The sequence below is a fragment of the Actinoplanes sp. NPDC051343 genome (assembly GCF_044455125.1).
Classification (GTDB): domain Bacteria; phylum Actinomycetota; class Actinomycetes; order Mycobacteriales; family Micromonosporaceae; genus Actinoplanes.
Genome location: NZ_JBITEL010000003.1, coordinates 577,262 through 601,807, shown reverse-complemented (window position 1 = coordinate 601,807; position 24,546 = coordinate 577,262). Strand labels below are relative to the sequence as shown.

The window sequence follows — 24,546 nt, the reverse complement described above, 5'->3', positions numbered from 1 at the left end:
CTGCGGTAACACCAGGGTCACCCTGGGTTGTTCAGGCGCCGGCTCCGCCGCCGACCGCCGCATCGGAGGAGACCTCCGCGCCGGCCTTCGGCTTTTCCGGTACGAGGTGGGACAGGTCGCCGGTGTCGTTGACCCGCACCACGAACGGCCGTGTCGGGGTGTAGGTGATGGCGCTGACCGAGGCCGGGTCGGCGACGATGCGCTGGAACTCGTCCAGGTGCAGGCCCAGCGCGTCGGCCACGATGGCCTTGATCACATCGCCGTGGCTGCAGGCCAGCCAGACCGCTTCCGGGCCGTGCTCGGCGGTCACCTTCGCGTCCCAGCGGCGGATCGTGGCGACCGCGCGGGCCGACATCTCGGCCATCGCCTCGCCGTTGGGGAAGATCGCCGCGCTCGGGTGCTGCTGCACCACCTTCCAGAGCGGCTCCTTGGCCAGTTCGTTCAGCGGCCGGCCTTCCCAGTCGCCGTAGCCGCACTCGATAAGCCCGTCGTCGACCGTCGGCTCGACGCCCGGCAACGCCAGCTCGACCGTCTGCCGGCACCGGACGAGCGGGCTGGTGACGACCCCGGCCAGCGGCAGCGCACGCAGGCGTTCGCCGGCCCGGGCCGCCTGGGCCCGGCCGGTCTCGTCGAGCTCGGCCGGGCGCCGGCCGGCCAGTTCGCCGGTGGCGTTGGACGTCGTACGCCCGTGCCGGAGCAGGAGAACTGTTGCCACCGCTATGCCACGCCCGCTTCCTCGTAGGCCTCGGCCACGAGCCGGAGGGTGTCGATGCCGCTCTTCAGGTCCCCCACGTACGGGCTGACCGAGAGCGTGCCGACGCCGGCCGCGGCGTACTGCTTGATGCGTTCCTTGATCTGGATCTTGTTGCCGATCAGCGAGGTGCGCTCGATGAAGTCCTGCGGTACGGCCTCGGCCGCTTCCGCCTTCTGGCCCGCAAGATAGAGGTCCTGAATCCTGGCCGCTTCGTCGGCGTAACCCATGCGGACCGCGATCTGGTTGTAGAAGTTGGTCTCGCGGCTGCCCATGCCGCCGACGTAGAGCGCCGCGTAGGGCCGGATCACGTCGGCGCACCAGGCCAGGTTGTCGCCGACCGACACCGGCACCGTCGGTGCCACGTCGAAGCCGGTCAGGCCGAGGCCGCCCCCGTCCTTGGATGAGCGCCGCGCCCGCCCGCGCGCGATGTGCTGCAAGGCCTCGCCGGCCGCGTCGGGTGCGAAGAAGACCCCCAGCCAGCCGTCGGCGATCTCGCCGGCCAGCTCGAGGTTTTTCGGGCCGACCGCGGCCAGGTAGATCGGGACGGCCTCGCGCGGCGGGTGGAAGCCGAGCTTGAGGGCCTTGCCCGCGCCGCCGGGCAGCGGAAGCTGATAGTGCTCGCCCTGATAGGACACCGGCTGCCGCGCGATCGCCATCTTGACGATCTCGACGTATTCCCGGGTGCGGGCCAGCGGCTTCGCGAACCGCACGCCGTGCCAGCCCTCGGAGACCTGCGGGCCGGAGACGCCCAGGCCGAGCCGGAACCGGCCGCCCGAGAGCGCGTCGATGGTGGCGGCGGTCATCGCGGTCATCGCGGGGGTGCGGGCCGGGATCTGCAGCACCGCGGCGCCGAGGTCGATCTGCTGGGTCTGGCCGGCCAGCCAGGCCAGGGTCGAGACGGTGTCGGACCCGTACGCCTCGGCGGCCCAGACCACCGCGTAGCCGAGCCGGTCCGCCTCCTGCGCCATCGCCAGATGATCGGCCGGCGTGCTCCACGCCGTCTGATAGCCGAGATTGAGTCCGAGCCGCACGTTGTCCTCCCGCTGAACCACCGAAACACCTGAACCACCGAAACGGATCACCAGGAAGCCTACTGACTTTCCTCTTCCGATCTCGGTCCGGTAACCGACGGGTTTGACCAGCGGCTGAGCATTTCGCCGCGAGCATGGTCTGAATAAGGTTCATCTCATGCAACAGCGACCGCTCGGCCGAAGCGGGCTGGCGGTCTCGCGGCTCGCGCTCGGCACCATGACCTGGGGACGCGACACCGACCCCGACGACGCGGCTTCGCAGCTCAAGCTCTTCCTCGACGCCGGCGGCACCCTGCTCGACACCGCCGACGTCTACGGCGACGGCGACGCCGAATCGGTGATCGGCTCGCTGCTCGATCATCTGGTGCCCCGCGACGAGGTGGTGATCGCGACCAAGGCCGGGCTCACCCCGCGCGGCTGGCGGCGGCGGGACGGCTCGCGTGGCAACCTGCTGCGGTCACTCGACAGCTCGCTGCGCCGGCTCGGCACCGACTACGTCGACCTGTGGCAGGTGCACGGCTACGACCCGCACACCCCGCTGGAGGAGACTCTGGGCGCGCTCGACCACGCGGTGAGCAGCGGCCGGGTCCGCTACGTCGGCGTCTCCAACTTCGCGGCCTGGCAGACCGTGCGGGCCGCGACCTGGCAGGCGGCGTACCCCGGCCGGGCCCCGATCGTGGCCACCCAGATGGAATATTCGCTGCTCGAGCGGGGCATCGAGCGGGAGCTGCTGCCGGCGGCCGCGGCTCTGGGTTTCGGGCTGCTGGCCTGGTCGCCGCTGGGCCGGGGCGTGCTGACCGGCAAATACCGCAACGGCCGGCCGCTCGACTCACGCGCCGCCTCGGAGCACCTGGCGCCGTTCGTGCAGACCTATCTGGAGCCGCGCAGCTCGAGCATCGTCGAGGCGGTGGTGACCGCGGCGGGCGGCCTGGGCGTGTCGCCGCTCGAGGTCGCGCTGGCCTGGATCCGCGACCGGCCCGGAGTGGCCGCGCCGATCCTGGGCGCCCGCACGGCGGGCCAGTTGCAGGGCGCGCTGGCCAGCGAAGACCTGACGCTGCCGACCGAAATTGCGAACGCTCTGGACGACGTGTCGGCGATCGACGTCGGCTACCCGGAACGCGAAGGCGTGGGCTACCCCGACGCCGACGGCTGAGGGTTGTCCGAGGGTTCCGAGGATGCCGAGGATTGCCACCACGATGGTGAGGCCCGAGGCGGTCACGAGTGGATCACCGCGGGCCGCCACAGACAGCGGCGCACTCGGCGTGGTTATCAAGGAGATCGAAAGCCGGCGGCGAGAAACCGAGGCATTCCCTCAGCATGCCGCCGACGGTCAGCGTTGATTTTGGTAGCCGGCGCACGTCGCCCAACGCCCACGCCCGTCGCCCCGGAGTGTTCGTATGATCACTGCCGCCGCCTTCGCCTCGGCGGCGTGCCCGCTGGCTTGACCAGGCCAGATCCGGCAGTACGCAGGTGAGCGCTTCACCGCGACGGCCACGCCGAGCGAATACGCGCTGGTCAGCGCTTGTCGAGCCCCCACGAAAAGGTGCAGTCTAGTGGCCATGGACTACGAATACGCGCCGCTCCGGTTGCCTTCGAATGTCGATCGGCTGACCGCTGCGGCGCAGCTGGCGATCCAGGCGGAGTTCTCGGGATGGGAGCTGGCACGAGTCCAGCTCTTCCGGGACGGGACGCGCAAGGTGATGTTGCGCCGCCGCGTCCAGCCCACCCCCCAGCCCGGGTTGAGCATATAAAAACGAGGTCCGTCCGCTGAAGCGGGCGGACCTTCGTCATATAGAGCCGCGAAGTGAGCCCGAAGCGCCCTGGGGCCACCGGATTTCGCCCGTCGATGACTTGAGTGCCGAAACGACAAGGCGAAGCCGGCGTCGTTCTGGTGCTCAAGTCACCGACCTCAAGGGGCGAAATCCGCGCCGAGCGGAGCGAGGCCATTAGACACAGCCGTCAGACACAGCCATCAGGCATGATTATGCCCGGCGTGGTCTTCTTCCTCGTCCGGCAGGAACGGGTGCTCGTCGAGCCGGCCGACCAGGAGTTCGCCCTCGCGGGGCGCGAACGGGCCGCTGCCGTCCGAGTCCTCGAAAGCTTCCAGGTCGAGCGGCTCGGGCACCTCGGTGACCGTGAGCAGGCCGTCGAGCGGCTCCAGCTCGGGCACGTCGAGGGACGACAGCGAGCCGTCGCCGGCCTGCAGCAGTTCGAGCACGGCCTCGCCGACCGACTCGACCGGTCCCGGGTCCTCGTCCTCGGGCACCGAGCTGCGCCGGGCCGCCTCGGCCACCCGCAGCAGGGCGCCGACGCTGGGCACGCGGTAGTCGCGCCGCTGGCGCACCGAGATCACCTGGGGGTAGGGGTCGGTCGCGCCGTCCGGGCCGAAGTCGCCGCCGCCCAGACCGAAGCGCTGGTCGGCCTCGTCGGGGTCGATCGACTCGACGTCCCACGGCGTGACCTCGCCGAACGCGTCGAGCAGCTTCTCGTCGTACGCGAACGAGGCGTTGTTCAGATCGACGTACGCCTGCCAGACGTCGTCGTCGTCAATGCGGCCGGCAGCCGTCTTGACCGCCGCGAGGTGTGCCCGGGCAGCCTCCACGACCCGCTCGAGAGCGGCGTCGAGCTCGGCGTTCTGGTCGGTCATTGAAAAGGGTCCTTCCGGGTTCAGCTGGTGCGAAGCAGACGGTCGAGCACACGCACGCCGAACTCTAGTCCCTCCACCGGAACGCGCTCGTCGATGCCGTGGAACAGCGAGCTGAAGTTGAGGTCGGGCGGTAGCCGCAGCGGCGCGAAGCCGAAACAGCGGATGCCGAGCGTGGCGAACGCCTTCGCGTCGGTGCCACCGGACATCATGTACGGAATGGTGCGCGCCGCCGGGTCCTCGGCCCGCAACGCCGCCGCCATGGCGTCGACCAGGGATCCCTCGAAAGCGGTCTCGACCGGCGGCTGCCGGTGGTTGTGGTCGATCTCGATGTCGGGCCCGATCAGCCCGCGCAGCTCGGCGAGGAAGTTGTCCTCCTGGCCGGGCAGCAGCCGGCAGTCGATCGTGGCCGACGCCTTGCCGGGGATCACGTTGTCCTTGTAGCCGGCCTCGAGGCGGGTCGGGTTGGCCGTGTTGCGGATCGTCGCGCCGATCAGGTTGGCGATCGGGCCCAGTTTGGCCACCGCGATCTCCGGGTCGTCGGGGTCGATCTCGATGCCCAGCGCGGCGCCGACCTCTTCGAGGAAGCGCCGCACGGTCGGCGTGACCACGATCGGGAACCGGTGCCGGCCGACCGCGGCGACCGCCTCGGCGAGCGCGGTGACCGCGTTGTCGTCGTGCATGAACGAGCCGTGTCCGGGCCGCCCGGTGGCGTGCAGCTGGAGCCAGTCGAGGCCCTTCTCGGCGGTCTGCACCAGGTAGAGCCGGAGATCGTCGGAGACCGTGTAGGAGTAGCCGCCGACCTCGCCGATCGCCTCGGTGCAGCCCTCGAACTCCTCGGGGTGGTTGTGCACCAGCCACTGCGAGCCGTACTCCATGCCGGCCTCTTCGTCGGCGGTGTAGCACAGCACGACGTCGCGGGGCGGGACGTAGCCGGTGCGCTTCCAGTCCCGGACGACGGCGAGCATCATCGCGTCCATGTCTTTCATGTCGATCGCGCCGCGGCCCCAGAGGTAGCCGTCCTTGATCTCGCCCGCGAACGGCGGCACCGACCACTCGCTCGCGTCGGCCGGTACGACGTCGAGGTGGCCGTGCATGAGCAGCGCACCCCGCGAGCGGTCGGCGCCGGGGATGCGCGCGACCAGGTTGGCCCGCGTGGGGGCCGACTCGTAGATCTCGGTCGAGACGCCGACCTCGCCGAGCTTCTCGGCGACGTATTCGGCGGCGACCCGTTCGCCGACCGTGGTGCGCTGGTCGCCGGTGTTGGTGGTGTCGATGCGCAGCAGGTCGCGGCAGATGCCGACGACCTCGGTGACGGCGGTGGTCTCCATTTGACCTTCTTACCAGCACCGCGTTGCGAGGGTTTGCCGGGAGAGGCGCCCTGGGTATTGGCCGGGCCATGTCCGCGCTGGATCTTCCCCCGCTTCCGCCGACCGGCGGCGAAATCACCGGCCGCAGTGCGATCGACGTGCTGGGCGAGCAGCACCGTCAACTGGTCGAGCTGTGCGACCGCCTGACCACCGAGCCGAGCCGCAAGCTGCGCGACGTCGTCGTGGCCACGCTGTCCCGGCACCTGTCGGCCGAGGAGCAGTACCTCTATCCCGCGATCCGCAAGGTCGTTCCCGGCGGCGAGGACCTGGCCGCCCGCGAGCTGGCCGAGGACAAGGCTCTGCTCATCCTGCTGCAGCGGGTGCAGAAGGATCAGGACTTCGCCGAGCTCGCGGCCGCGGTCCGGCGGCACGTCGCGGCCGACTCCGAGGAGCTGCTCCCGGTGCTGACTCAGATGGTGCCGATCGAGGACCTGATCCGGGTCGGCAACCGCATCGAGGTCGCCGAGGAGGCCGCCCCGACCCGTCCGCACCCGGGCACGCCGTCGAATCCGCCCTGGAACAAGGTGGTGGATCCGGTCGTCGCGGTGGTCGACAAGGTGCGCGACGTGGTCACCAACCGTACGACCTACCCAACCGATTTGTAACGATCCTTCCGCAGTGGAGGATCTTTCACTTCCCCCCAGGACTAGCCCTCATGCCGTAATAGTCCTAACGTCACGCTATGAACCTGGAGCTCCGGCATCTCAAGGTGGTCTGCGCCATCGCGGAGACCGGCAGCGTCACCAAAGCCGCCTCTCAACTCGGGCTGGCCCAGCCGGCCCTGACCGCTCAGCTGCAGCGCATCGAGCGCACCCTCGGCGGCCCCCTGTTCGACCGCGACCGTCGTGGTGCGCGGCCGACCGCCCTCGGTGAGCTGGTGCTCTCCCGGGCCCGGGTGCTCCTGCCGGCCATGAAGGGCCTGCAGGACGAGGCGGCACGCCTGGCCGGGGCGGCGACCGACGACACGCTGTCGCGTTACCGCATCGGCGCGATCGGCGGTCCGATCATGGGCGGCATGGTCGGGCGGCTCTCGACGGCCCAGCCCGACGCGCAGATCACGACCCACGCGTCGTACTGGGTGGAGGAGCTGGCCACCATGGTCGCTTCGGGCAAGCTCGACTACGCCCAGGTGGGGGTGTGCGGCGACGCCATGCCGTCGGGAGACCACGGGCTGGTCTGGCAGACGATCGCGGTCGACGCGGTCTGCGTGCTGATGCCCGACGACCACCCGTGCACCAAGGACGTCGACGTCGACCTGGCCGAGCTCGCCGAGGAGCAGTGGGTGGGCAGCACCGGCGACGGATGCCTGGGCGACTGCTTCGCCGCCGCCTGCGCCCGGGCCGGTTTCACGCCCCGGCGGGTGCTCGAGACCGACCTCCGCAGCGCCGTCGACATGGTCGAGTCGGGCCAGGCGGTGGGCCTGTGCCAGCCGACCTTCCGGCCCCCGCCCGGCCTGACCCACCGGCCGTTGCGTGGCGCCCCGCTGCGCTGGCGCCTGGTGCTCGGGTGGCATCCCGACTCCCCCGCCGCCCGCAGCGCGTCCAAGCTGATGCGGATGGCCGAGGAGGCCTACCAGGAGGTCGTCGCCCGCAACACGTCGTACGTCGAATGGATGGCCGACCACACGCAACTGGGCGGCCACCAGATGGCAGCCGCCCAGTAGTTCAGATCCCGGTCAGACCAGCGCGGCGACCTTGAAGGCCAGCCGGCCGTCGGCCACGTCCACATGCACGGTCTGGCCGGGGGCCAGGTCGGCCGCGAGCAGCAGCTTCGACAACCGGTTGTCCAGCTCGCGCTGGATCGTGCGGCGCAGCGGCCGGGCACCGAACTCGGGCTGGAAGCCCTTGTCGGCGAGCCAGTCGATCGCCGCCGTGCTGATCTCCATGGTGACGTCCTGCGCCTTCAGGCGCCGGTGCGTCTCCTGCAGCATCAGCTCGGTGATCTTCCGCAGCTGGTCGGTCTCGAGCTGCCGGAAGACGATGATCTCGTCGATCCGGTTGATGAACTCGGGCCGCAGCTGCTCCCGCAGCTGGCGGTCGAGCTTGTCCTTCAGCTCCTCGTCGGCGCTGCGGCCGTTGTCCGCCGCACCGAACCCGACGCTGCGCCGGGTGCCCTGGATGATGTCCGAGCCGATGTTGCTGGTCATGATCAGCACGGTGTTCTTGAAGCTCACCGTGCGACCCTGCGCGTCGGTCAGCCGCCCGTCGTCCAGCACCTGCAGCAGGATGTTGAAGACGTCCGGGTGGGCCTTCTCGATCTCGTCGAGCAGCACCACGCTGTACGGCCGGCGGCGCACCGCCTCGGTCAGCTGCCCGGCCTCGTCGTAGCCGACGTAGCCGGGAGGCGCCCCGACCAGCCGCGACACGGTGTGCCGCTCCTGGTACTCGCTCATGTCGAGCCGGATCATCCGGTCCGAGTCGCCGAACAGCGCCTCGGCCAGCGAACGCGCCAGCTCGGTCTTGCCGACGCCGGTCGGCCCGAGGAACAGGAAGCTGCCCACCGGACGGTCCGGGTCGCCCAGGCCGGCGCGGGAACGGCGTACCGCCTCGGCAACCGCCTCGACGGCGTCGTCCTGACCGACCACGTGGTCGTGCAGGTGCCCCTCGAGGCGCAGCAGGCGCTCCCGCTCCTCCTCGGTCAGCTGAGCGACCGGGATGCCGGTGGCCCGCGACACGACCTCGGCGATGTCGGCCCCGGTCACCTGCGGTACGCCGTCCGGGGTCTCGGTGGCCGCGGAGAGCTTCGCCTTGATCGCGTTGATCTCGTCGCGCAGCTGGGACGCCTTCTCGTAGTACTCGGCCGCCACCGCCTGGTCGCGGTCCCGGTTGAGCTGCTCGAGACGCCGCTCGTCCTCCCGTGTGTCGGCCGACGGGGTCTTCACCCGCAGCCGCACCCGCGCACCGGCCTGGTCGATCAGGTCGATCGCCTTGTCCGGCAGGAAGCGGTCGGTGACGTAACGGTCGGACAGCTCCGCCGCGGCGTCCAGCGCCTCGTCGGTGATCCGCACCTGGTGGTGCGCCTCGTAGTTGTCCCGCAGACCGCGCAGGATCGCCACCGTGTCCTCGACGCTCGGCTCGCCGACCAGGACCGGCTGGAAGCGCCGGGCCAGAGCCGCGTCCTTCTCGATGTGCTTGCGGTATTCGTCCAGCGTGGTCGCGCCGACCACCCGGAGCTGGCCGCGGGCCAGGGCGGGCTTCAGCATGTTGGACGCGTCCATGCCGCCACCCTCGCCGCCGCCACCGCCGGCACCGACCAGCGTGTGGATCTCGTCGAGGAAGACGATCAGGCCGTCACCGGACTGCTGGATCTCGTCGATGACCTTGCGCAGGCGCTCCTCGAAGTCGCCGCGGTAGCGGGTGCCCGCCACCAGGCCGGCCAGGTCGAGCTGGATGACCCGCTTGCCCTCCAGGGTCAGCGGGACGTCGCCGTCCACGATGCGCTGGGCCAGGCCCTCGACGATCGCGGTCTTGCCGACGCCGGCCTCACCGATCAGGACCGGGTTGTTCTTGGTGCGGCGGGAAAGGATCTCCACCGCCTGCTCGATCTCGTCCGCACGGCCGATGACCGGGTCGATCTCGCCGCGGCGGGCCAGCTCGGTCAGGTCCACGCCGTACTGCTCGAGGGTGGGGGTGTTCCCACCGCCGCGCTGGGGAGTCGCCTGCGGCTCCGAGGCCTGCAACGCCTGCGGGTCGAGCTTGCCGGCGAGCAGCCGTCCGGCCGCCGAGTCGGGGTTGAGACCCAGCGCCATCAGGATGTGTTCCGGCCCGACGTACGAGGCGCCGAGGGCCCGGGAGATCTGCAGGCTGTCGAGCAGCGCGCGCTTGGCGGCCGGGGTGAGGGCGACCTGCTCGGGCATCTCCTCGCGCACTCCGGCCGGGCGGCCGAGGGCGGCCAGCAGCTGGTCGGGGTCGGCGCCGGCGCGGCGCACGGTCTGCTTGAGCTGGTCCTGCTGGAGTGCACCCCACAGCAGGTGGTCGGTGTCGAGGTCGGCCACCGCACGGTCCGGGTCGGCCAGTTCGGCGGCCCGCCGGGCGGCCGCGGAAAGCACCTCACGGGCGTCGCCGCTCATGTACTTCGTGATATCGATGCGCGCCGACCGGCGCGGCTCGGCCGCACCGAAGAAGCGCGAGAAGAAGTCGTCCCACTGGCCGGGGCCACCCGGCCCGATCGGTCCGATGCTCATAAGTCGTCTCTCTCCTGGTACGTGACTGGTGCTCCCCTAACAGCAACACCCCGGATCGATTGATTCCCCGATTTCACCGAGACTTGACACGGGTAGGCTCAACTCCATGACCGTACCTCTGGTGATCGTCGACGGGGCCAACGTCGTGGGCTCGGTGCCCGACGGATGGTGGCGGGACCGGCCCGCGGCGGCCGCCCGGCTCCGCGACGCACTGGCCGCCGTCCTCACCGAAGGGCTGCCCGACCTGCCCGGACCGGTCGAGGTCACGCTGGTCCTCGAGGGCAGGGCCAAAGACGTTCCGCAAGCCGGGAACGGGGTGCGCATCGAACGCGCCGCCGGCTCCGGCGACGACGCCATCTTCGATCTCGTACGCGGGGTCGCCGCCACCAGACGCACGATCGTCGTCACCGCCGATCGTGGTCTTCGTCAACGTGTGCTTGCGGTCGGAGCCGAGGTCCGGGGGCCGTCCAGCGTCCCCCGCCGGTGAGCCGGGTCGGTTAGGCTGACCGCGTGATCCCGGCCGCCGCCTTCGCCGCGTGGATCACCCCTGCGCTCCCCCTCTACGGCAACGACCACGAGCGGGCTGACTTCGCTCCCTGAGTAGGGCCGGTTTCCCTTTCCGCCCCTTCTCTCGCCTGGGAGCCCTTCTCTCATGTCCATTTCCGCTGCGCCGGTCGGTGCGCGGGCGGTGCTGCGCGCACCGCACGTGCGAACGGTCCTGTTAGCCACTCAACTCGGACGCATCCCGCAGGCCTCGGCGCCCCTGGCCCTGCTGCTGTTCGGCCGCCAGACCCTCAGCCTCGCCACGGCCGGCCTGCTGGTCGCCGGCTACACGGCCGGGATGGCAGCCGGCACCCCGCTGCTCGCGCGCGCCGTCGACCGGCGCAGCCAGCCGCCGGTCGTGCTGTTCGCGTCGCTGCTGTCGGCGGCCGGCTTCCTGCTGGTCGCCACGGGTGCCGGGGGTACGGGCGTACTCCTGGCCGGCGCCGTCGTCGCCGGCCTCGGCACACCGCCGCTGGAAGCGTGCCTGCGCGCCCTGTGGCCGGCGATGGTCCCGCCGGAGGCGGTGAGCGCGGCCTACGCCCTGGACATCGCCGTCCAGGAAGTGATTTTCGTCGTCGGCCCGCTGGTGACGCTGGCCGCGGTCGCACTCGGCGATCCGGCGGCCGGCCTGATCGCCGCGGCGGTGCTGCAGCTGGCCGGGTCGGCGGTCTACGCCCGCACGCCCGCGGTCCGCGGATGGCGCGGGGAGGCGGCGCCGCGGCACTGGTCGGGCCCGTTGCGGGTGCCGCAGTTCGTGCTGCTCATCGGCGGCATCGCCTGCGTCGGCGCGGCGGTCGGCAGCCTCCCGGTGGCGCTGACCGGCTATGCCGAGGCCGCGTCCAACCGGTCGCTCTCCGGGTGGCTGCTGGCCTGCCAGGCGGTCGGGGCGCTGATCGGCGGCCTGCTCTACACGCGGGCGCGACCCGGTGGCCGGCGCCGGTTGCCGCTGGTCACGGTCGTCTTCGCGGCCGGCTACCTGCCGTTGCTGCTGATGCCGGGCGCGGTGGCGATGGCGCCGCTGACCGCACTGTGCGGGGTGGCGCTGCCGCCGCTGCTGACCGTGGTGTTCCTGACCGCCGACGGGCTGGCACCCGCCGGGACGGTGGTGGAGGCGTTCGCGTGGATCGCGACGGCCTTCGCGATCGGGAGCGCGGCCGGGTCGGCGCTGACCGGCCCGCTGGTCGACGACGGGCTGCGGCTCGGTTTCGGCGTCGCCCCGCTGGCCGGCCTGCTCGCCGTCCTGCTGATGACCGCGGCGGCCCGGAAATGACGGGCCGGGAAAACGGCGGGGCGGGTGGCGGGATGACGGTTGAGCACGTGGTGTGGGACTGGAACGGGACACTGCTCGGGGACGGGCCGGCGCTTATCGAGTCGACCATTGAGGCGTTCCAGGCGTGTGGGCTGCCGGCGGTCACCCGGGAGTCCTATCAGCGGCATCATGTGCAGCCGATTCCGCTGTTCTATTCGAGGCTGGCCGGCCGGGTTCTGACCGACGCCGAGCAGAGACGTGTGGCGGCCGGCTTCCAGAACGCGTACGAGAAAAGGCGCACCGCCGTGACCCTGACCGCCGATGCTCTTCCCGCGCTGAGAAAATGGGCCGCCGCAGGCGGGCGTCAGTCGCTGCTGTCGATGTATCCGCACGATCTGCTGATGCCGCTGGTCCGGAGTTTCGGCATCGGTTCCTTCTTTACCCGGGTGGACGGTTCGGCCGGGCGTGACGTGGCGCGGAAAGCACCGTTTCTGGCCCGCCATCTCCAAGTGCAGGGCATCGACCCGGCTCGAACCGTGCTGATCGGGGACAGCGTCGACGACGTCGCGGCCGCGGAGGAATGCGGTGTGCGCTGCATCGTCTATCACGCCGGGGCCGATGCGCTGCACCATCGATCGCATTTCGGGTCGGCAACGGCGGTTTCCAGCCTCGTCGCGGCGATCGAGTCGGTGCTTGAGCAGGCCGCCGGGCGAAACGGCGGGGACGTGGCCGGTCGCGGGACGGCTGCGGGCGAGCGTTAGGCCGACGTCGACCAGGCCGGCCCGCGGTTCCGTCGTGAAGTCGGCGAGAGGCATCCAGACGGATTCGGTGGTTTCGGCGTGTTCGACCCGCCCGCCGGGAAGGGTCCAGTGGGTGCCTCGGAGGCGGCACGTCTCATTGGGCTTCTCCGGTGGCCCAGGCCCAGGCGGCGATCTCGACGCGGTTGCGGACGCCGAGCTTCGATTGGACGTTGGCTAGATGGCCCTTGACCGTACTCAACGAGATGAAGAGGTCGGCCGCGATCTCCTGATTGGAGCGGCCACGGGCGAGGCTTCTGATCACGTCGCGTTCACGGTCGGAGAGCCGGATGTGCACTCGACGGAAGGGCATGTCGTGGAACAGGCGTGCGGTCAGCGCCGGTGAGATCAGTGCGTCGCCGGCGTGGGCGGCCCGGACCGCCTCGACGAGCAGGGCGGCGCCGGCGTCTTTGAGGAGGAAGCCGGCCGCTCCGCCGTGCAGGGCGCCGTAGACGTAGTCGTCCTGGTCGAAAGTGGTCACGACGACGACCTTGAGCGGATCGGCGACTCCCGGGCCGGCCAGCGCGCGGGTCACGTCGAGGCCGTTCAGGCGGGGCATCCGGACGTCGACGAGGCTGACGTCGGGGCGCAGCCGCCGGGCCGCCTCGATGGCGGCCACGCCGTCCTCGGCCTCGGCGACGACCTCGATGTCGTCCTGGTCGTCGAGGATGAGCCGGATGCTGTGGCGGATCAGGGCCTGGTCGTCGGCGACCAGCACGCGGATCGTCATGGTGCTGCTCACCCGCGCCCTCGTGCCGGACAGCTTCGCCCTGGCCAGGGCGGCCCGGCTGGTGCCACCCTCATGTGCGCTCTGGTCTGCCAGCCGCCGCCGGGCCGGGGTCCGGCCTCGACCTCGCCGCCGAGGGCGTGTACCCGCTCGGCCATCCCGACCAGCCCGTAACCACCTTCATAACCCTGGTCCGGGCCGTCGTCGGCGATCGTGACGGTCAGTTCGTCCCCGCTTCGCCGGATCGACACGTCGACGATCCGGGCGCGCGGGGCGTGCAGCGCCACGTTGGTCAGCCCCTCCTGGACGATCCGGTAGACCGTGCCGCGGACCGCCGGAGACAGGTCGCTCTCCACGACGTCGCTGTGCACGGCCGGGGCGCCCGGGCGGGACGCGAAGTTGTGGATCAGCTCCGTCAGGGCGGGCGGACCGGCCGGCGCGACGTCGCGGAGCAGGCCGACGACGCCGCGCACGGCGGTGAGGGCGTCCGCGCCGGCGGTCTCGATGCCGGCCAGCTCGTGGTCGATCCGCGAGGCGTCCTTGCGGGCGACGATGCGGGCCGCCTGCGCCTGCAGGACCAGGCCGGTCAGGTGGTGGGCGGCGAGATCGTGCAGCTCGCGGGCCAGGTCGAGGCGCTCGTCGCGGCGTACCTCGTCCAGCGCGGCCCGCCGCTGGGCATCGCCCAGCCGCAGCCCGAGACCCGCGGCCACCGCGGCGAGCCAGCCGAGTGCGGCGAGCACGGTGATCGCGTGGAGGCCCGAGCCGTACGGGCGTGAGCACAGTCCCGCCACGACGACCACGACGAGGCCGGCACCGGCCGGGACCGCCGACCGCCGCGGCCCGTCCCGCCGGATCGCCGACGCGACGAGCACGGCCAGCGCGAGAACGGTCGCCGGCCCGGGCTCGTGCGGCAGGTGGGCCAGCCGCGCCCCGACGGCCGCTGCGGCGGCGACCCCGGAAGCGGCGACCGCACCGGTCGCCGGGTGATGGTGCCTGCGCAGTGCGAGCAGCCCGGCCGCGCTGCCGGTGGCCAGGTCGAGAAGCCACGACATTCCGCCCCAGCTGCCGGCCAGCGCCACCGCGGTGCCGAGCAGCGTCGCGGCGAGAACCATGCCGAGCAGGGCGTCGTTCAGTGCGCGTCGCGAGGCCATGCGCCGACGGTAGGCGATCGGGGCGGCCGGAAGTACCGGTCAAAAGGTAGGTCGGCCGGGCCGTCCGGCAGATGCCGGCGGGTGACCGGAACCGCAGGCTCGAAGCCATGTCAACGAATGCGGTCACGGCGGTGGGCCTGACGAAACGATATGGGCGGACCGTCGCCCTGAAGGACTGCACGGTCGAGGTGCCGGCCGGGCGGGTGGTGGGCCTGGTCGGCCCGAACGGGGCCGGGAAGTCGACGCTGCTGCGGCTGTGCTGCGGGCTGGCCCGGGCCACGAACGGGACGCTCACGGTGCTGGGCGGCCGGCCGGGCACGCAGCTCGCGAAGGTCGGGTTCGTCGCTCAGCAGACACCGGTCTACGCCGGGCTGACCGTCGAGGAGCACCTGCGGATGGGCGCGCGGCTCAACCCGAAGTGGGACGCGGCGCTGGCGAAGCGGCGGGTCACCCGGGCCGGGCTCGACCTCAGGGCCCGGGCCGGCGGCCTGTCCGGCGGCCAGCGGGCCCAGCTGGCGCTGACCGTGGCCGCGGCCAAGCGGCCCGAGCTGCTGATTCTGGACGAGCCGGCGGCCGCGCTCGACCCGCTGGCCCGGGACGACTTCCTCGGCGACCTGCTCACCGCGGTCGGCGAGCTGGGCGCCACCGCGATCCTGTCGTCGCATCTGCTCAGCGACATCGCGCGATCCTGTGACCACCTGATCGTGCTGGCCGGGTCGAGGGTCGCGCTGGCCGGCGGCGTACCGGAACTGCTGGACGGCCATCGGTGGGTGACCGGACCGCAGGGCCGCAAGGTCGCGCGGGTTTCTCAGGGAGATCCGGTCTCGGTGGAGGATCTGGCGCTGGCCTACCTGGGCGGGGCCCGATGATCTGGCTCAGCGGGCGGCAGTTCCGCGCCCCGGCGATCACCGGCGCGATCGGCCTCACGATCTTCGCGGCCGCGATGGTGGTCATCGGTCTCCGGATCCGCGCCGCCGGCGATCCGGCCGGCTATCAGTCGCTGGTCTACGCGCTGGACGCGCTCGTGGTCGTCGCGCCGGCGCCGCTCGGCCTGTTCTGGGGTGCGCCGCTGATCGCCCGGGAGCTGGAGACCGGCACGGCGGCACTGGTGTGGACCCAGAGCGTGACCCGACGGAGGTGGCTGGCGGTGAAGCTGGCCGTGGCGGCCGTCGCCGCGCTGATCGTGGGCGGCCTCGCGAGTCTGGCGCTGGGCTGGGCCGCGGCGCCGCTCGACCGGGTGAATCAGGATCGGTTCACCACGATCTTCTTCGGGACGCGGGGGCCGGTGCTCGCGGCGTACGCGGTCTTCGCCGTTGTTCTCGGGGTGACGCTCGGTCTTCTCCTCCGGCGCACGCTGCCCGCGATGGCGCTGACCGCGGCGACCTTCGTCGTCGTGCAGGTGTTGATGCCCAATCTCGTACGGCCGCACCTGATGCCGCCGCGGGCCGCGACCGCCCCGGTGACCGCCGCCGTGATCCGGAATCTCACCTTCCTGGGTCAGGAACCGACCATCGAAGGGCTGAAGATCCCCGGGGCCTGGGTGACCGCGAGCAGCGACCTGCGCACGGCAAATGATCAGGAAGTCGCCCGGGAGAAGTACGCGGCGTGCGTGAACGGGTCGTTCGACGGGATGCCGGACTGCCTCGGACGGCTGAACCTGCACGTCGATATCGCCTACCAGCCGGCCGATCGATATTGGACATTTCAGTGGTTGGAGTCCGCTGTGTACCTCGCGCTGGCTGCCCTGCTCGCGGCGATTGCCGGAATTCGTGTCATACGGGTGACTGTCTGAGGGTCGGATCAACGACTCCGGCGACACCTCGCGGGTCGCCGGAGTGGAGTCTCTACGGAAGGAGGGGTGCACCGGGCGAGCCGATCATGATAGGTCAGCGGTCGTCTCGCAAATGGGGCGCGGGGGGACGGCAGGGCCCGAAGGGGGCAGTAGTCTGGGGTCAACGGCATGGGCTCATGCGTGCCGGGCCCGGTTGAATAAGGCCCGGTCGAAGGGGCCAGGTTCCATACAGCGGGAGGCAGCACGGGTGGCCAGTGTCGCCGAGGTCAGAGCGGCCGTGGATGCCGCGCTCGCCCAGGTCACGGAGGGTCAAGCGGCGATACAGGCGGCGCGCGAAAAGATCGGTGAGGCCCAGCAGAGTCTCGCCGCCGCGCTCGACGGCAGCGCCAACGACGCGGTCGGTGCCGCACACGCTTCACTGTCGCAGGCCGACCAGTCGCTCGAGGAATGCCTCGGCGCCACGCTGCTCGCGGTGGAGCAGGCCCAGACCTACACGGCAATGCTCTGACGCGATGTCGCTGATCCAGGAACTCGGCGCCCAGCTTCGCGCGACCTCCGACGAACTGCCCACCGGACTGGTCACGGCCGCGATGGAGAAACTGCGCAGCGCCACCGAGATCCTCATGTGGGTGCGGGAGACCTCGGTCGACCCGATCGGCGTGCCCCAGCTGGGCAACGCGACCGAGCACGCCGAGCGGGCGGCCGCCGCGCTGCGCATCGCCCAGGACGCGATCGCCACCTACCTGACCACGGTCGGCCTGACCGGGGACGCGGGCGCGGCGCCGTCCGGCGATTGGCGGGCCGCCCTCGAGAAAACCCCCCAACCGGCCGACGTCTCCGATGCGCCGCCACCGGCCGAACGCCTCGGCCCCTGGTGGCAGCAGCGGGTCACCGAGCTGACCGGCGAGCCCGCGCCGGCCGAGAGCAACGACAAGAAGACCGACACGGCCGAGCTCCTGCGCAACGTGGCGAGCGGCGTGCGGGCCGGCGACCGGGCCCGGGTCGGCCGCGACCTGCACTCGGTAAACGCCTCGACCGGGCTGGCGCTCTCGGCCGTGACCCCGCCGGTGCTGCACCGGCTGGCCGGCGACCTGCTCGGCCACGAACCCCGCCCGGACGACGTGGCCCGGCTGCGCACCGCCGCCGAGGGCCGGGTGCGCTCGTTGCTTCCGGGCACCTCACCGGCCGTACTGGAAACGCTGATCGACCGGATCTGCCGGGTGCCCGTGACCTCCGGTGCCCGGCCGGCCGGGCACCCCGCGGACAACGCCGTCACCGCGAGCGTGCTCACCGGAGTCCTGCTGGCCCGGCTGGGACGCGACGCTTCGGCCCTCGACCCGAGTGCGCCCGAACCGTTACACCGCCCCGCCGAGCCCACTGACCAGCGATGAACCATCCATCTAGGACAATCCAGCGCTATGGCTGACTCCACCAACCAGCAGGTGCTGGACGTCCGAGCCGGTCTGTCGCACGCCCTGGGCGCGGCGACCACCTCCCTGCGCGATGCCCAGGAAGACCGGGAGAAGGCGCTCGCCCGCCTGCGCCGCGTCATATCGGCCGCCACGGCCCGCCGGGAAAAGGTGGCGGCGGCCCGCGACGAGCGACTCCGCGAGATCGACGAACGCCACCGGTCCGACCTCGCGGCCTACGCCGAAGCAGCCGCCAACGCCGCCAACCGGGCCGCACCCGGCGCCGCGGGCGACGAATGGACCGACTGGCAGCCGACACCGCTCGACATGGCGGCCGAACTGCGGGTCGGCCGCCTCCTGCTCCCCCACCCGGAGCCGGTGCCGGCCCTGGTCCCGCTCCTCGACTTCGGGCACGTCGTGGTCCGCGGCGACCGCCGCACCGGCGACGACGTGGTGGCCGGGCTGCTGCTGCGGGCGCTCGGCACCGCCCCGCCCGGCCGGGTGCAGCTGATCGGCTGGGACCCCGAACATCTCGGCGGCGGTCTCGCGGGCTTCGCCCCGCTCGCGCCGGCAGGCGTGCTGACCTTCACCCCGCCCGGCGGGCTGGGCCCGCTGCTCGACTCACTCACCGATCACGTACGCCGGATCAACGAGTCGGTGCTGGCCGGCGAATACACCTCGCTGCGCGAACTGGCGGCGGCCACCCACCGGCGGCCCGAACCGTGGCGGGTCGCGGTGCTGCTCGGCACCGGGGAGCTCAGCCGGCACGAGCAGGCCCAGCTGCAGCGGCTGCTGCGCACCGGCGCGGCCTGCGGCGTACACCTGGTCATCCGGGGCCTGCCGGTCGAGGCGGCCGACGGCATCGAGTTCATCACCGCCGCCGAGGGCGACCACTCCCGGTTGAGCAGTGCCGGCTCCCTGCCCGTACGCCTCGACCCCGGGCCGCCGCCGGCCGTCCTGACCGCGACCGCCCGCCGGATCGCCGAGGCCGTCGCCGCCGGACCGGCCCCGGTCGCCCTCGACAGCCTGCTGCCCCCGGTCGAATGGCAGGAGAGCTCGGCGACCGGGCTGACCGCACCCCTCGGCGACAGCCCGCAGGGCCAGCCGGTGCCGGTGACGCTGGCCGACTACCCGCCGCACGCGTTGATCGCCGGGCCGTCCGGCACCGGCAAGACCAACCTGATCTACGCCTGGATGGGCGCGCTGGCCGCCCGCTACTCCCCCGTCGAGCTGGCGTTCTACCTGCTCGACTTCAAGGAGGGCGTCTCGTTCGCCCGGTTCGCGCCCGGCCGGCGCGACCCGAGCTGGCTGCCACACGTGCGCCTGGTCGGCCTGAACGTCAACACCGACCGCGAGTTCGGGCTCGCCCTGCTCCGCTTCCTCGGCGACGAGTTGCGGCGGCGGGCCGACGCGGCGAAGCGCCACGAGGTGACCAACCTGGCCGAACTGAGGGCGGACGACCCGGACGGCCACTGGCCTCGGATCGTGGCCGTGGTCGACGAGTTCCAGGTGCTGCTGGCCGGCCGCGACGCGGTCGCCACCGAGGCCGTCGACCTCCTCGAAGACCTGGCCCGCCGCGGCCGCTCGCAGGGCATCCACATGATCCTGGCCAGCCAGGACGTCTCCGGCATCGAGGCACTGTGGGGCCGGCCGGCACTGGTCGCCCAGTTCTCGCTGCGCATCGCCCTCCCCCGGGCCCGGCGCGTCCTGGCCGAGACCAACTCGGCCGCCGAGTCGCTGCCCCGCTACCACGCGGTGGTCAACGCCGACTCCGGCGCCGCCGAAGCCAACAAGATCGTCCGGGTGCCGGCGGCCGGCGACCGCGACCGGTGGAACGCGCTGCAACACCGGCTGTGGCGCCAACGGCCGATCGAGCTCAGCCCGCCGCGGCTGTTCGACGGCGACTCGGTGCCGCGCCTCACCGACAGCCCCGACTACCACTCGCTGGTCGCGGGCGACTCGGTGCAGGCGCCGGTGGTGCTGCTCGGCGAGACGATCGACGTGGCGGCCCGGTCGGCCCGGACGGTGCTGCGCCGCGCCCCCGGCCGCAACCTGGCCATCATGGGCACCCGGATGGACGAGGCGACCGCGATCCTGGCCACCGCCGGGCGCTCGCTGACCGCCCAGTTCGCCCCCGAAATGGCCCGCTTCTCGGTCGTCTGCCTCGACCAGGACGCCCGCCCCGCCGCCGAGGCGCTGAAGGCCGAACTGCCCGACTCCGGCTACTACGACCTCGACAACGTCGACTGGCTGCTCGAAGATCTGGCCGCCGAGGCGTCGTCGTCGTGGCCGGCCGACCGCCCGCACTTCGTCCTCATCTACGCGGCCGACGCGCTCCCGATGAACCGCAACGCCGAACTGCGCACCGTGCTGCGGCAGGGCCCGGAGCGGCGCATCCACGTGCTCGGCTGGTGGCGCGGGGCGGCCCTGCTGCGCGAGGCCCTCGGCGGCCAGGCGTCCCGCACCGACCCGATCGGCGCGTGGGTCGCCCTCGACGTGCACGGCAGCGAACTGGCGCCGTACTATCCCGGCACCGGCGCCCCCGCCTGGTACCCGCGCCCCTGGCGCGCCCTCCACTTCGACCGCTCGGTGCACCGCGGCGCCGAGGTGATCATCCCCTACGGTGCCTCATGAGCGAGATCCAACCGGCCGACTTCGACACCGCCGACTACCGTGCCGTCCTGCGCCGCCTGACCACGCTCGACGACGAGGCGGCCGGGCTGCGCGCCGAGGCCGAACGCTGGCACGACGAACGCCTCACGGCGGCCGACCAGGCGGTGGCCGAGGCCCGCGCGTCCTTGGCCGAGGCCGAAGCGTCGGTGGTCGAGGCCCAGCGCGGCCTCGAGGCGGTCGACGCCAAAGCCAACAACCTGTGGTCCGAGTTCGTCCACAAGGTAGGGCCGCCGGCCGAACGCTACGGCCGCACCCTGCCACCGCCCGCCGTACCCCGCCAGCGAGGCGACCGCGACGCCTCGGAGTACCTCGACGAGGTAGCCACCCGCGTCTCCTACGTGCCGCCGGCCCGGCCGATCAACACCGGGGTGAAGTTCCTGTTCGGGGTGTTCGGCTTCCTGAGCGGCGTGGTCGGGGTGCTGGCCTACCAGTTGCTGCGCGAGAAGGCGGCCGGGCCGGGCGCGGGCACCTGGCGCGATGCGCTGCCGGTGATCGCGCTGGTGGTGCTGCTGGCATGCCCGGTCCTTGCGGTGGTGGCGGCGAAGCGGGTGGCCGACCGCCGGGGTGTCGGCCTGACCGCCGGCGCCTTCGGCATCGTGCTGCTGACCGGCCTGATCACGGCGGCGCTGTTCCTGGCCGCCCTCCGCAGCTAGCGCTCGGGAAAGACGTCGGTCAGGTCGCGCGCCGGCTCGGCCACGGTCCGGAAACAGCGGGCGTGCGACCGCCGGATCGCCTCAGCGGAGTCGGCACCGGTCTTTGTGATGCACGTGCTCGTGTTCGAGCCGGAAGCGTTCCTCGAGAGCAGCGGCGCGGTCGGAGAACTCCTGCTCCACCAGGAGTTGCCAGCGCGCCCGTCGGCGGGCTAGCCGGGGACGACCAGGCCCTCGCGCAGCAGCCGGCGGGCCAGCACCAGGCGGTCGCCGTCGTCGTCCAGGGGCAGGTCGCCGACTCGCTGCGGACCGCCGGAGAGGGCGATGCGGATCGCCGGCTCGCAGTAGGCCGGGAAGCGCAGGGTGCGGCCGACCAGGCAGAGCACGACGTCGTCGGTGCCTTCGTCGACCAGGCGCCAGCGCAGGCCCTCGCGCACCGCGATCTCGCTGCCGGGTGTGAGGCGCTCGGCGAAGTCGAGCTGGGCCAGCGGGCCGATCGGCTCCGGGCGGGCCGCCGGCCAGACGCGGTCGCGCAGGCCGGCCGCCACATCGGCCGGGTCGGTGGTGGTCAGCCAGTTGCGCAGGGCCTCGACGGTCTCGGTCAGCTCCGGTTCGATGGCGTCCGGGTCGGCCGGGTCCAGGCCGTACGGGAGGGTGGTGCGCAGCCGGGCCTCGCCGGCCGCCATTCTCAGCAGCTCCTCGACCAGGGCGTACCGGGTCAGCGCGCGGATCCCGATGGTCAGGTGCAGCGAGCGGCTGCCCTGGGCCTCGGCCGAGTGCAGCCAGCCGCGGGGCAGGTAGAGGGCGTCACCGGGGGCCAGGACCACGTCGACGGCGGGTTCGCCCTGGGCGGTCGCGGCCACCTCGTCGGCCCGGCCGCCCCACGCCTGCTGTTCGATCGGGTCAGGCAGGACCGGCTCGTGGATGCGCCAGTGTTTCGTGCCGTCGACCTGCAGGACGAAGACGTCGTGGGTGTCGTAGTGGGTGCTGAAGCCGCGGCTGGCGGGCGGAGTCAGGTAGGCGTTGACCTGCAGCGGGCGGCGCAGCTCCTCGCCCAGCTGCCGGGCGTAGTCGATCAGCGGCGGCCAGAGGCGGTGCAGGCCCTGGAGCACCAGGGTGGCGCCGTCGGCGTACAGGCGCAGGATCTTGTCGTCGGCGACCTGGTCGCCGATCTCGGCGCCGGCCCCGCCGGAGCCGGTGAACTGGGCGGCCGGCAGCACCTTGCCCTGCTGGGCGACCCGCAGGAACGGGGTCCGCAGGCCGCGCCGGCTGAGGAGTTCGTCGACCGCGTCCGGGGAGAGCAGGTCGGTGAAGGTGCCGCCGAGCTCCGCGGCCCGGGACACCAGCGGCGCCCGACCCCAGTAGGCGGTGGCGAACTTGCCCGGCTCCACCGTGATCAGACGGGAGAGCGCCGGGCTGCCGCCCGGCGCGTCAATCGTCATCCCGCAGTCCTCAGGACGCGCTGCCGTCGGCGCCGCCGTCGTGGCCGCCCGCGTCCGCGCCGCCGTCCGCCGGTCCCTCGTCGGCCGAGCCGTCCGCCCCGCCGTCGTGACCGTTCGCGTTGGCGCCGCCGTCGGCCGGGCCCTCGCCGCCCGCCGAGCCGTCCGCCCCGCCGTCCTGGCCGGCCGGGTTGGCGCCGCCGTCGGCCGGGCCCTCGCCGCCCGCCGCCGAGCCCGCGGTGATGTCGTCGTCGTTCAGAGCCATCGGACACTCCTTCTAGCCAGCAAGTGAGGTCCTCGTCGTACCCGGAGCCGATCACCTTTAACCCGCGGCGCGGTTGCCCCGTACCGCCGGTTCGAGCAGCGACAATGTCCGCTGGTGCGCATCGAGGCCGGCGCGGATGCCGACCGGCATCGGCAGGTTGGGGCCGGCATGGCCGAAATCGACGTTGCCCAGGACCGGAATGTCGCGGTCGCCGAGAACGTCGAGGACGATCTCGGCCAGGGTCGGCGACGCGCCGGGCTCCTCGAGTCCGGCGATGTCGCGCGGGACGCCGACGACCATGCCGGAGATCCGGTCGAGGATGCCGCTGTGCCGCATCACGTGCAGGTAGCTCCAGACGTACGACGCCAGGCCACCGATCTCCTCCCAGAACAGCACCGCGCCGTCGAACCGTTCGAGCGGCAGCGCGAAGGGCGTGGCCTGCGCCAGCACGATGCGATTGATCACCCCGCCGATCAGCGGTCCCTCGGCCCGCCCGGCACGCCAGCACTCCCACGACGAGTTCCCGGGCAGCGCACCGATCGCCTCGGTGCCGGTCAGCAACCGTGAGTAGAGCTTCTCGAGCTCGGCCTGCCGGGCCGGCGGCGCCGCCGGCCAGTGCCCCCCGAAGCCGGGGACGGCCATGTCGGCATGGAACCCGACCAGACCGGTACGGGCGTAGAGCACCAGATGCAGCAGCGAGATGTCGCTGTAGCCGAGGATCGGCTTGGGGTCGGCCTTGATCGCCTCGACGTCGATCAGGTCGAGGTAGCCGAACGCCGTCTGACCGCCGTCGCTCGCGACGATCGCGCGCACCTCGGGATCGCGCAGCAGACCGTTGAGCTCCGCGGCGATCTCCGCGGGGGTGGCCGCGCTCCACCAGTGGTGCCGGCCGGCCTCGAGGAGCGGTGCCCGGCGCACGCGGAATCCCATCCGCTCGAACACGGCCACCGTCCGCTCGACGTTGGGCTCGTAAGCGGCAGCCAGCGGCGTGGACAGCGACGCTACGACGACGAGGTCGCCGGGCCTCAGGGCACCGGGTCGAAGCAGTGCGGGCGGTGCAGAACCGGACATCGACGCAGTGTCCCCTCACCGGCGGCACCGCGCCACGGATTTACTACATCAGTTGCTCTTCTTCCTGGTCCGCCGCTCGCGCTGCTGCCAGGTGGCGCGCAGCATGGCCTTGTACAGCTGGCGGGGCGGGGGCGGCTCGGGCAACGGTTGCGCGGCCTGCGCGGCGCAGGCCTGGATGAGGTAGCCGACCAGACGGCGCCAGGTGTCCGGGGCTGCCTCGCCGGTGGCCGAGAGCACACCGGCGTTGGCCATCAGGAACATCGGGATGTCCTCGGTGACGAAGTCGGCGCGCAGTTTCCCGGCTGCCTTGGCCCGCTCGACGAGCACCTTCAGGTCGGCGAACGCGCGGTCCCGATCGGCTTCGAAGCGCTTGGCCATGGGGAACGTCATCGTGAGCACGGTGGTGAAGCCCCGGTCGCCGGCCTGCATGGCGCAGATTTTCTCGACATAGCCGCAGAAGCCTTGCCAGGGGTCGGCCTCGGCGAGCGCCTGGCGGGTGGCTTCGGCGTACGCGGTCATCTTGCCCTCGAAAGCAGCGGCGATCAGCTCCGCGCGCGTCGGGTAGCGGCGATAGAGCGTGCCGACGCCGACCCCGGCCCGCTTGGCGATGTCCTCGATCGGCACCTCGAGCCCGGACTCGGCGAACACCTCCCGCGCGGCGGTGACGATCCGCTGCCGGTTGCGTTCGGCGTCGACACGCAGCCCGGCTTCGCCGGACGTCCGCGGTGCGGGTGGGGAGGTCATGCACATCACCATACGAGGAAGTGGAAGACCTCGTCCACTTGCGTGCTACGGTCG

The 24,546-nt window shown here is 72.1% G+C and carries 24 protein-coding genes; 13 read left to right on the top strand and 11 right to left on the bottom strand.

From position 1 onward, the window contains the following. Positions 1–31: 31 nt before the first annotated feature. Together ACIA5C_RS13325 and ACIA5C_RS13320 are read right to left on the bottom strand one after the other, a co-directional pair. A complete protein-coding gene (locus ACIA5C_RS13325) occupies positions 32–715 on the bottom strand; it encodes a histidine phosphatase family protein (protein ID WP_396054039.1) in 684 nt (227 codons plus the stop codon). Between the two features lie 2 nt (positions 716–717). Continuing rightward, positions 718–1,785: an LLM class F420-dependent oxidoreductase gene (locus ACIA5C_RS13320; protein WP_396054334.1), complete on the bottom strand. Its 1,068-nt coding sequence runs from the start codon at positions 1,783–1,785 to the stop codon at positions 718–720. A 157-nt stretch (positions 1,786–1,942) separates the two neighbouring features. On the opposite strand from ACIA5C_RS13320, the gene ACIA5C_RS13315 reads away from it, so the two are divergent. After that, positions 1,943–2,938, top strand: a complete 996-nt coding sequence (locus tag ACIA5C_RS13315; protein ID WP_396054037.1) for an aldo/keto reductase — start codon at positions 1,943–1,945, stop codon at positions 2,936–2,938. A 406-nt stretch (positions 2,939–3,344) separates the two neighbouring features. Continuing rightward, positions 3,345–3,536, top strand: a complete 192-nt coding sequence (locus tag ACIA5C_RS13310; RefSeq protein ID WP_396054035.1) for a DUF5703 family protein — start codon at positions 3,345–3,347, stop codon at positions 3,534–3,536. A 221-nt stretch (positions 3,537–3,757) separates the two neighbouring features. Here the strand turns inward: ACIA5C_RS13310 and ACIA5C_RS13305 are convergent, their stop codons facing one another. Both ACIA5C_RS13305 and ACIA5C_RS13300 read right to left on the bottom strand, forming a co-directional pair. Then, positions 3,758–4,432, bottom strand: coding sequence for a hypothetical protein (locus tag ACIA5C_RS13305; protein WP_396054033.1), 675 nt, complete (start codon positions 4,430–4,432; stop codon positions 3,758–3,760). 20 nt (positions 4,433–4,452) lie between these two features. Further along, positions 4,453–5,760, bottom strand: a complete 1,308-nt coding sequence (locus ACIA5C_RS13300; RefSeq protein WP_396054031.1) for a M20/M25/M40 family metallo-hydrolase — start codon at positions 5,758–5,760, stop codon at positions 4,453–4,455. A 68-nt stretch (positions 5,761–5,828) separates the two neighbouring features. Between ACIA5C_RS13300 and ACIA5C_RS13295 the strand changes: the two genes are divergently transcribed. Together ACIA5C_RS13295 and ACIA5C_RS13290 are read left to right on the top strand one after the other, a co-directional pair. Beyond that, entirely contained in the window at positions 5,829–6,404 is a 576-nt protein-coding gene (locus tag ACIA5C_RS13295; protein WP_396054029.1) for a hemerythrin domain-containing protein, read from the top strand. A 77-nt stretch (positions 6,405–6,481) separates the two neighbouring features. Then, positions 6,482–7,462 (top strand): LysR family transcriptional regulator, encoded by a 981-nt coding sequence (locus ACIA5C_RS13290; RefSeq protein ID WP_396054027.1) that lies wholly within the window; start codon positions 6,482–6,484, stop codon positions 7,460–7,462. Between the two features lie 12 nt (positions 7,463–7,474). Here ACIA5C_RS13290 and ACIA5C_RS13285 read toward each other — a convergent pair whose 3' ends face one another. Next, complete coding sequence (locus ACIA5C_RS13285; RefSeq protein ID WP_396054025.1) at positions 7,475–9,982, bottom strand: ATP-dependent Clp protease ATP-binding subunit; 2,508 nt, start codon at positions 9,980–9,982, stop codon at positions 7,475–7,477. Between the two features lie 106 nt (positions 9,983–10,088). Between ACIA5C_RS13285 and ACIA5C_RS13280 the strand changes: the two genes are divergently transcribed. From ACIA5C_RS13280 to ACIA5C_RS13270, 3 genes are all read left to right on the top strand, one after another. Continuing rightward, on the top strand, positions 10,089–10,469 hold the full coding sequence (locus ACIA5C_RS13280; protein ID WP_396054023.1) for a hypothetical protein: 381 nt from the start codon (positions 10,089–10,091) through the stop codon (positions 10,467–10,469). A 165-nt stretch (positions 10,470–10,634) separates the two neighbouring features. Then, positions 10,635–11,795, top strand: a complete 1,161-nt coding sequence (locus tag ACIA5C_RS13275; RefSeq protein WP_396054021.1) for an MFS transporter — start codon at positions 10,635–10,637, stop codon at positions 11,793–11,795. Continuing rightward, positions 11,792–12,535 (top strand): HAD family hydrolase, encoded by a 744-nt coding sequence (locus tag ACIA5C_RS13270; protein ID WP_396054019.1) that lies wholly within the window; start codon positions 11,792–11,794, stop codon positions 12,533–12,535. Before ACIA5C_RS13275 ends, ACIA5C_RS13270 begins: the two co-directional genes overlap by 4 nt. A 133-nt stretch (positions 12,536–12,668) precedes the next feature. Here the strand turns inward: ACIA5C_RS13270 and ACIA5C_RS13265 are convergent, their stop codons facing one another. After that, on the bottom strand, positions 12,669–13,301 hold the full coding sequence (locus ACIA5C_RS13265; protein WP_396054332.1) for a response regulator: 633 nt from the start codon (positions 13,299–13,301) through the stop codon (positions 12,669–12,671). Positions 13,302–13,309: 8 nt separating this feature from the next. Next, the gene (locus tag ACIA5C_RS13260) at positions 13,310–14,449 is read right to left on the bottom strand and encodes a sensor histidine kinase (RefSeq protein WP_396054017.1); all 1,140 of its coding nucleotides are present in this window, start codon (positions 14,447–14,449) and stop codon (positions 13,310–13,312) included. Positions 14,450–14,556: 107 nt separating this feature from the next. Between ACIA5C_RS13260 and ACIA5C_RS13255 the strand changes: the two genes are divergently transcribed. From ACIA5C_RS13255 to ACIA5C_RS13230, 6 genes are all read left to right on the top strand, one after another. Beyond that, the gene (locus ACIA5C_RS13255) at positions 14,557–15,318 is read left to right on the top strand and encodes an ABC transporter ATP-binding protein (protein WP_396054015.1); all 762 of its coding nucleotides are present in this window, start codon (positions 14,557–14,559) and stop codon (positions 15,316–15,318) included. Beyond that, positions 15,315–16,241 (top strand): ABC transporter permease subunit, encoded by a 927-nt coding sequence (locus ACIA5C_RS13250; RefSeq protein WP_396054013.1) that lies wholly within the window; start codon positions 15,315–15,317, stop codon positions 16,239–16,241. Before ACIA5C_RS13255 ends, ACIA5C_RS13250 begins: the two co-directional genes overlap by 4 nt. Before the next feature lie 247 nt (positions 16,242–16,488). Continuing rightward, entirely contained in the window at positions 16,489–16,749 is a 261-nt protein-coding gene (locus ACIA5C_RS13245; RefSeq protein ID WP_364108410.1) for a hypothetical protein, read from the top strand. A 4-nt stretch (positions 16,750–16,753) separates the two neighbouring features. Then, positions 16,754–17,632 carry a hypothetical protein gene (locus tag ACIA5C_RS13240; protein WP_396054011.1) on the top strand — a complete coding sequence of 293 codons (879 nt, stop codon included), beginning with the start codon at positions 16,754–16,756 and terminating at the stop codon, positions 17,630–17,632. A gap of 27 nt (positions 17,633–17,659) precedes the next feature. Next, positions 17,660–20,284 (top strand): FtsK/SpoIIIE domain-containing protein, encoded by a 2,625-nt coding sequence (locus tag ACIA5C_RS13235; RefSeq protein ID WP_396054009.1) that lies wholly within the window; start codon positions 17,660–17,662, stop codon positions 20,282–20,284. After that, positions 20,281–20,976 carry a hypothetical protein gene (locus ACIA5C_RS13230; protein ID WP_396054008.1) on the top strand — a complete coding sequence of 232 codons (696 nt, stop codon included), beginning with the start codon at positions 20,281–20,283 and terminating at the stop codon, positions 20,974–20,976. Before ACIA5C_RS13235 ends, ACIA5C_RS13230 begins: the two co-directional genes overlap by 4 nt. Positions 20,977–21,185: 209 nt before the next feature. Here the strand turns inward: ACIA5C_RS13230 and ACIA5C_RS13225 are convergent, their stop codons facing one another. The 4 genes from ACIA5C_RS13225 to ACIA5C_RS13210 are packed head-to-tail and all read right to left on the bottom strand — an operon-like array spanning position 21,186 to position 24,492. Further along, a complete protein-coding gene (locus ACIA5C_RS13225; protein WP_396054006.1) occupies positions 21,186–22,415 on the bottom strand; it encodes a cupin domain-containing protein in 1,230 nt (409 codons plus the stop codon). Positions 22,416–22,425: 10 nt separating this feature from the next. Further along, positions 22,426–22,677 carry a hypothetical protein gene (locus ACIA5C_RS13220; protein WP_396054004.1) on the bottom strand — a complete coding sequence of 84 codons (252 nt, stop codon included), beginning with the start codon at positions 22,675–22,677 and terminating at the stop codon, positions 22,426–22,428. Between the two features lie 57 nt (positions 22,678–22,734). Continuing rightward, on the bottom strand, positions 22,735–23,748 hold the full coding sequence (locus ACIA5C_RS13215; RefSeq protein ID WP_396054002.1) for an LD-carboxypeptidase: 1,014 nt from the start codon (positions 23,746–23,748) through the stop codon (positions 22,735–22,737). A gap of 48 nt (positions 23,749–23,796) precedes the next feature. After that, the gene (locus ACIA5C_RS13210) at positions 23,797–24,492 is read right to left on the bottom strand and encodes a TetR/AcrR family transcriptional regulator (RefSeq protein ID WP_396054000.1); all 696 of its coding nucleotides are present in this window, start codon (positions 24,490–24,492) and stop codon (positions 23,797–23,799) included. Positions 24,493–24,546 lie beyond the last annotated feature (54 nt).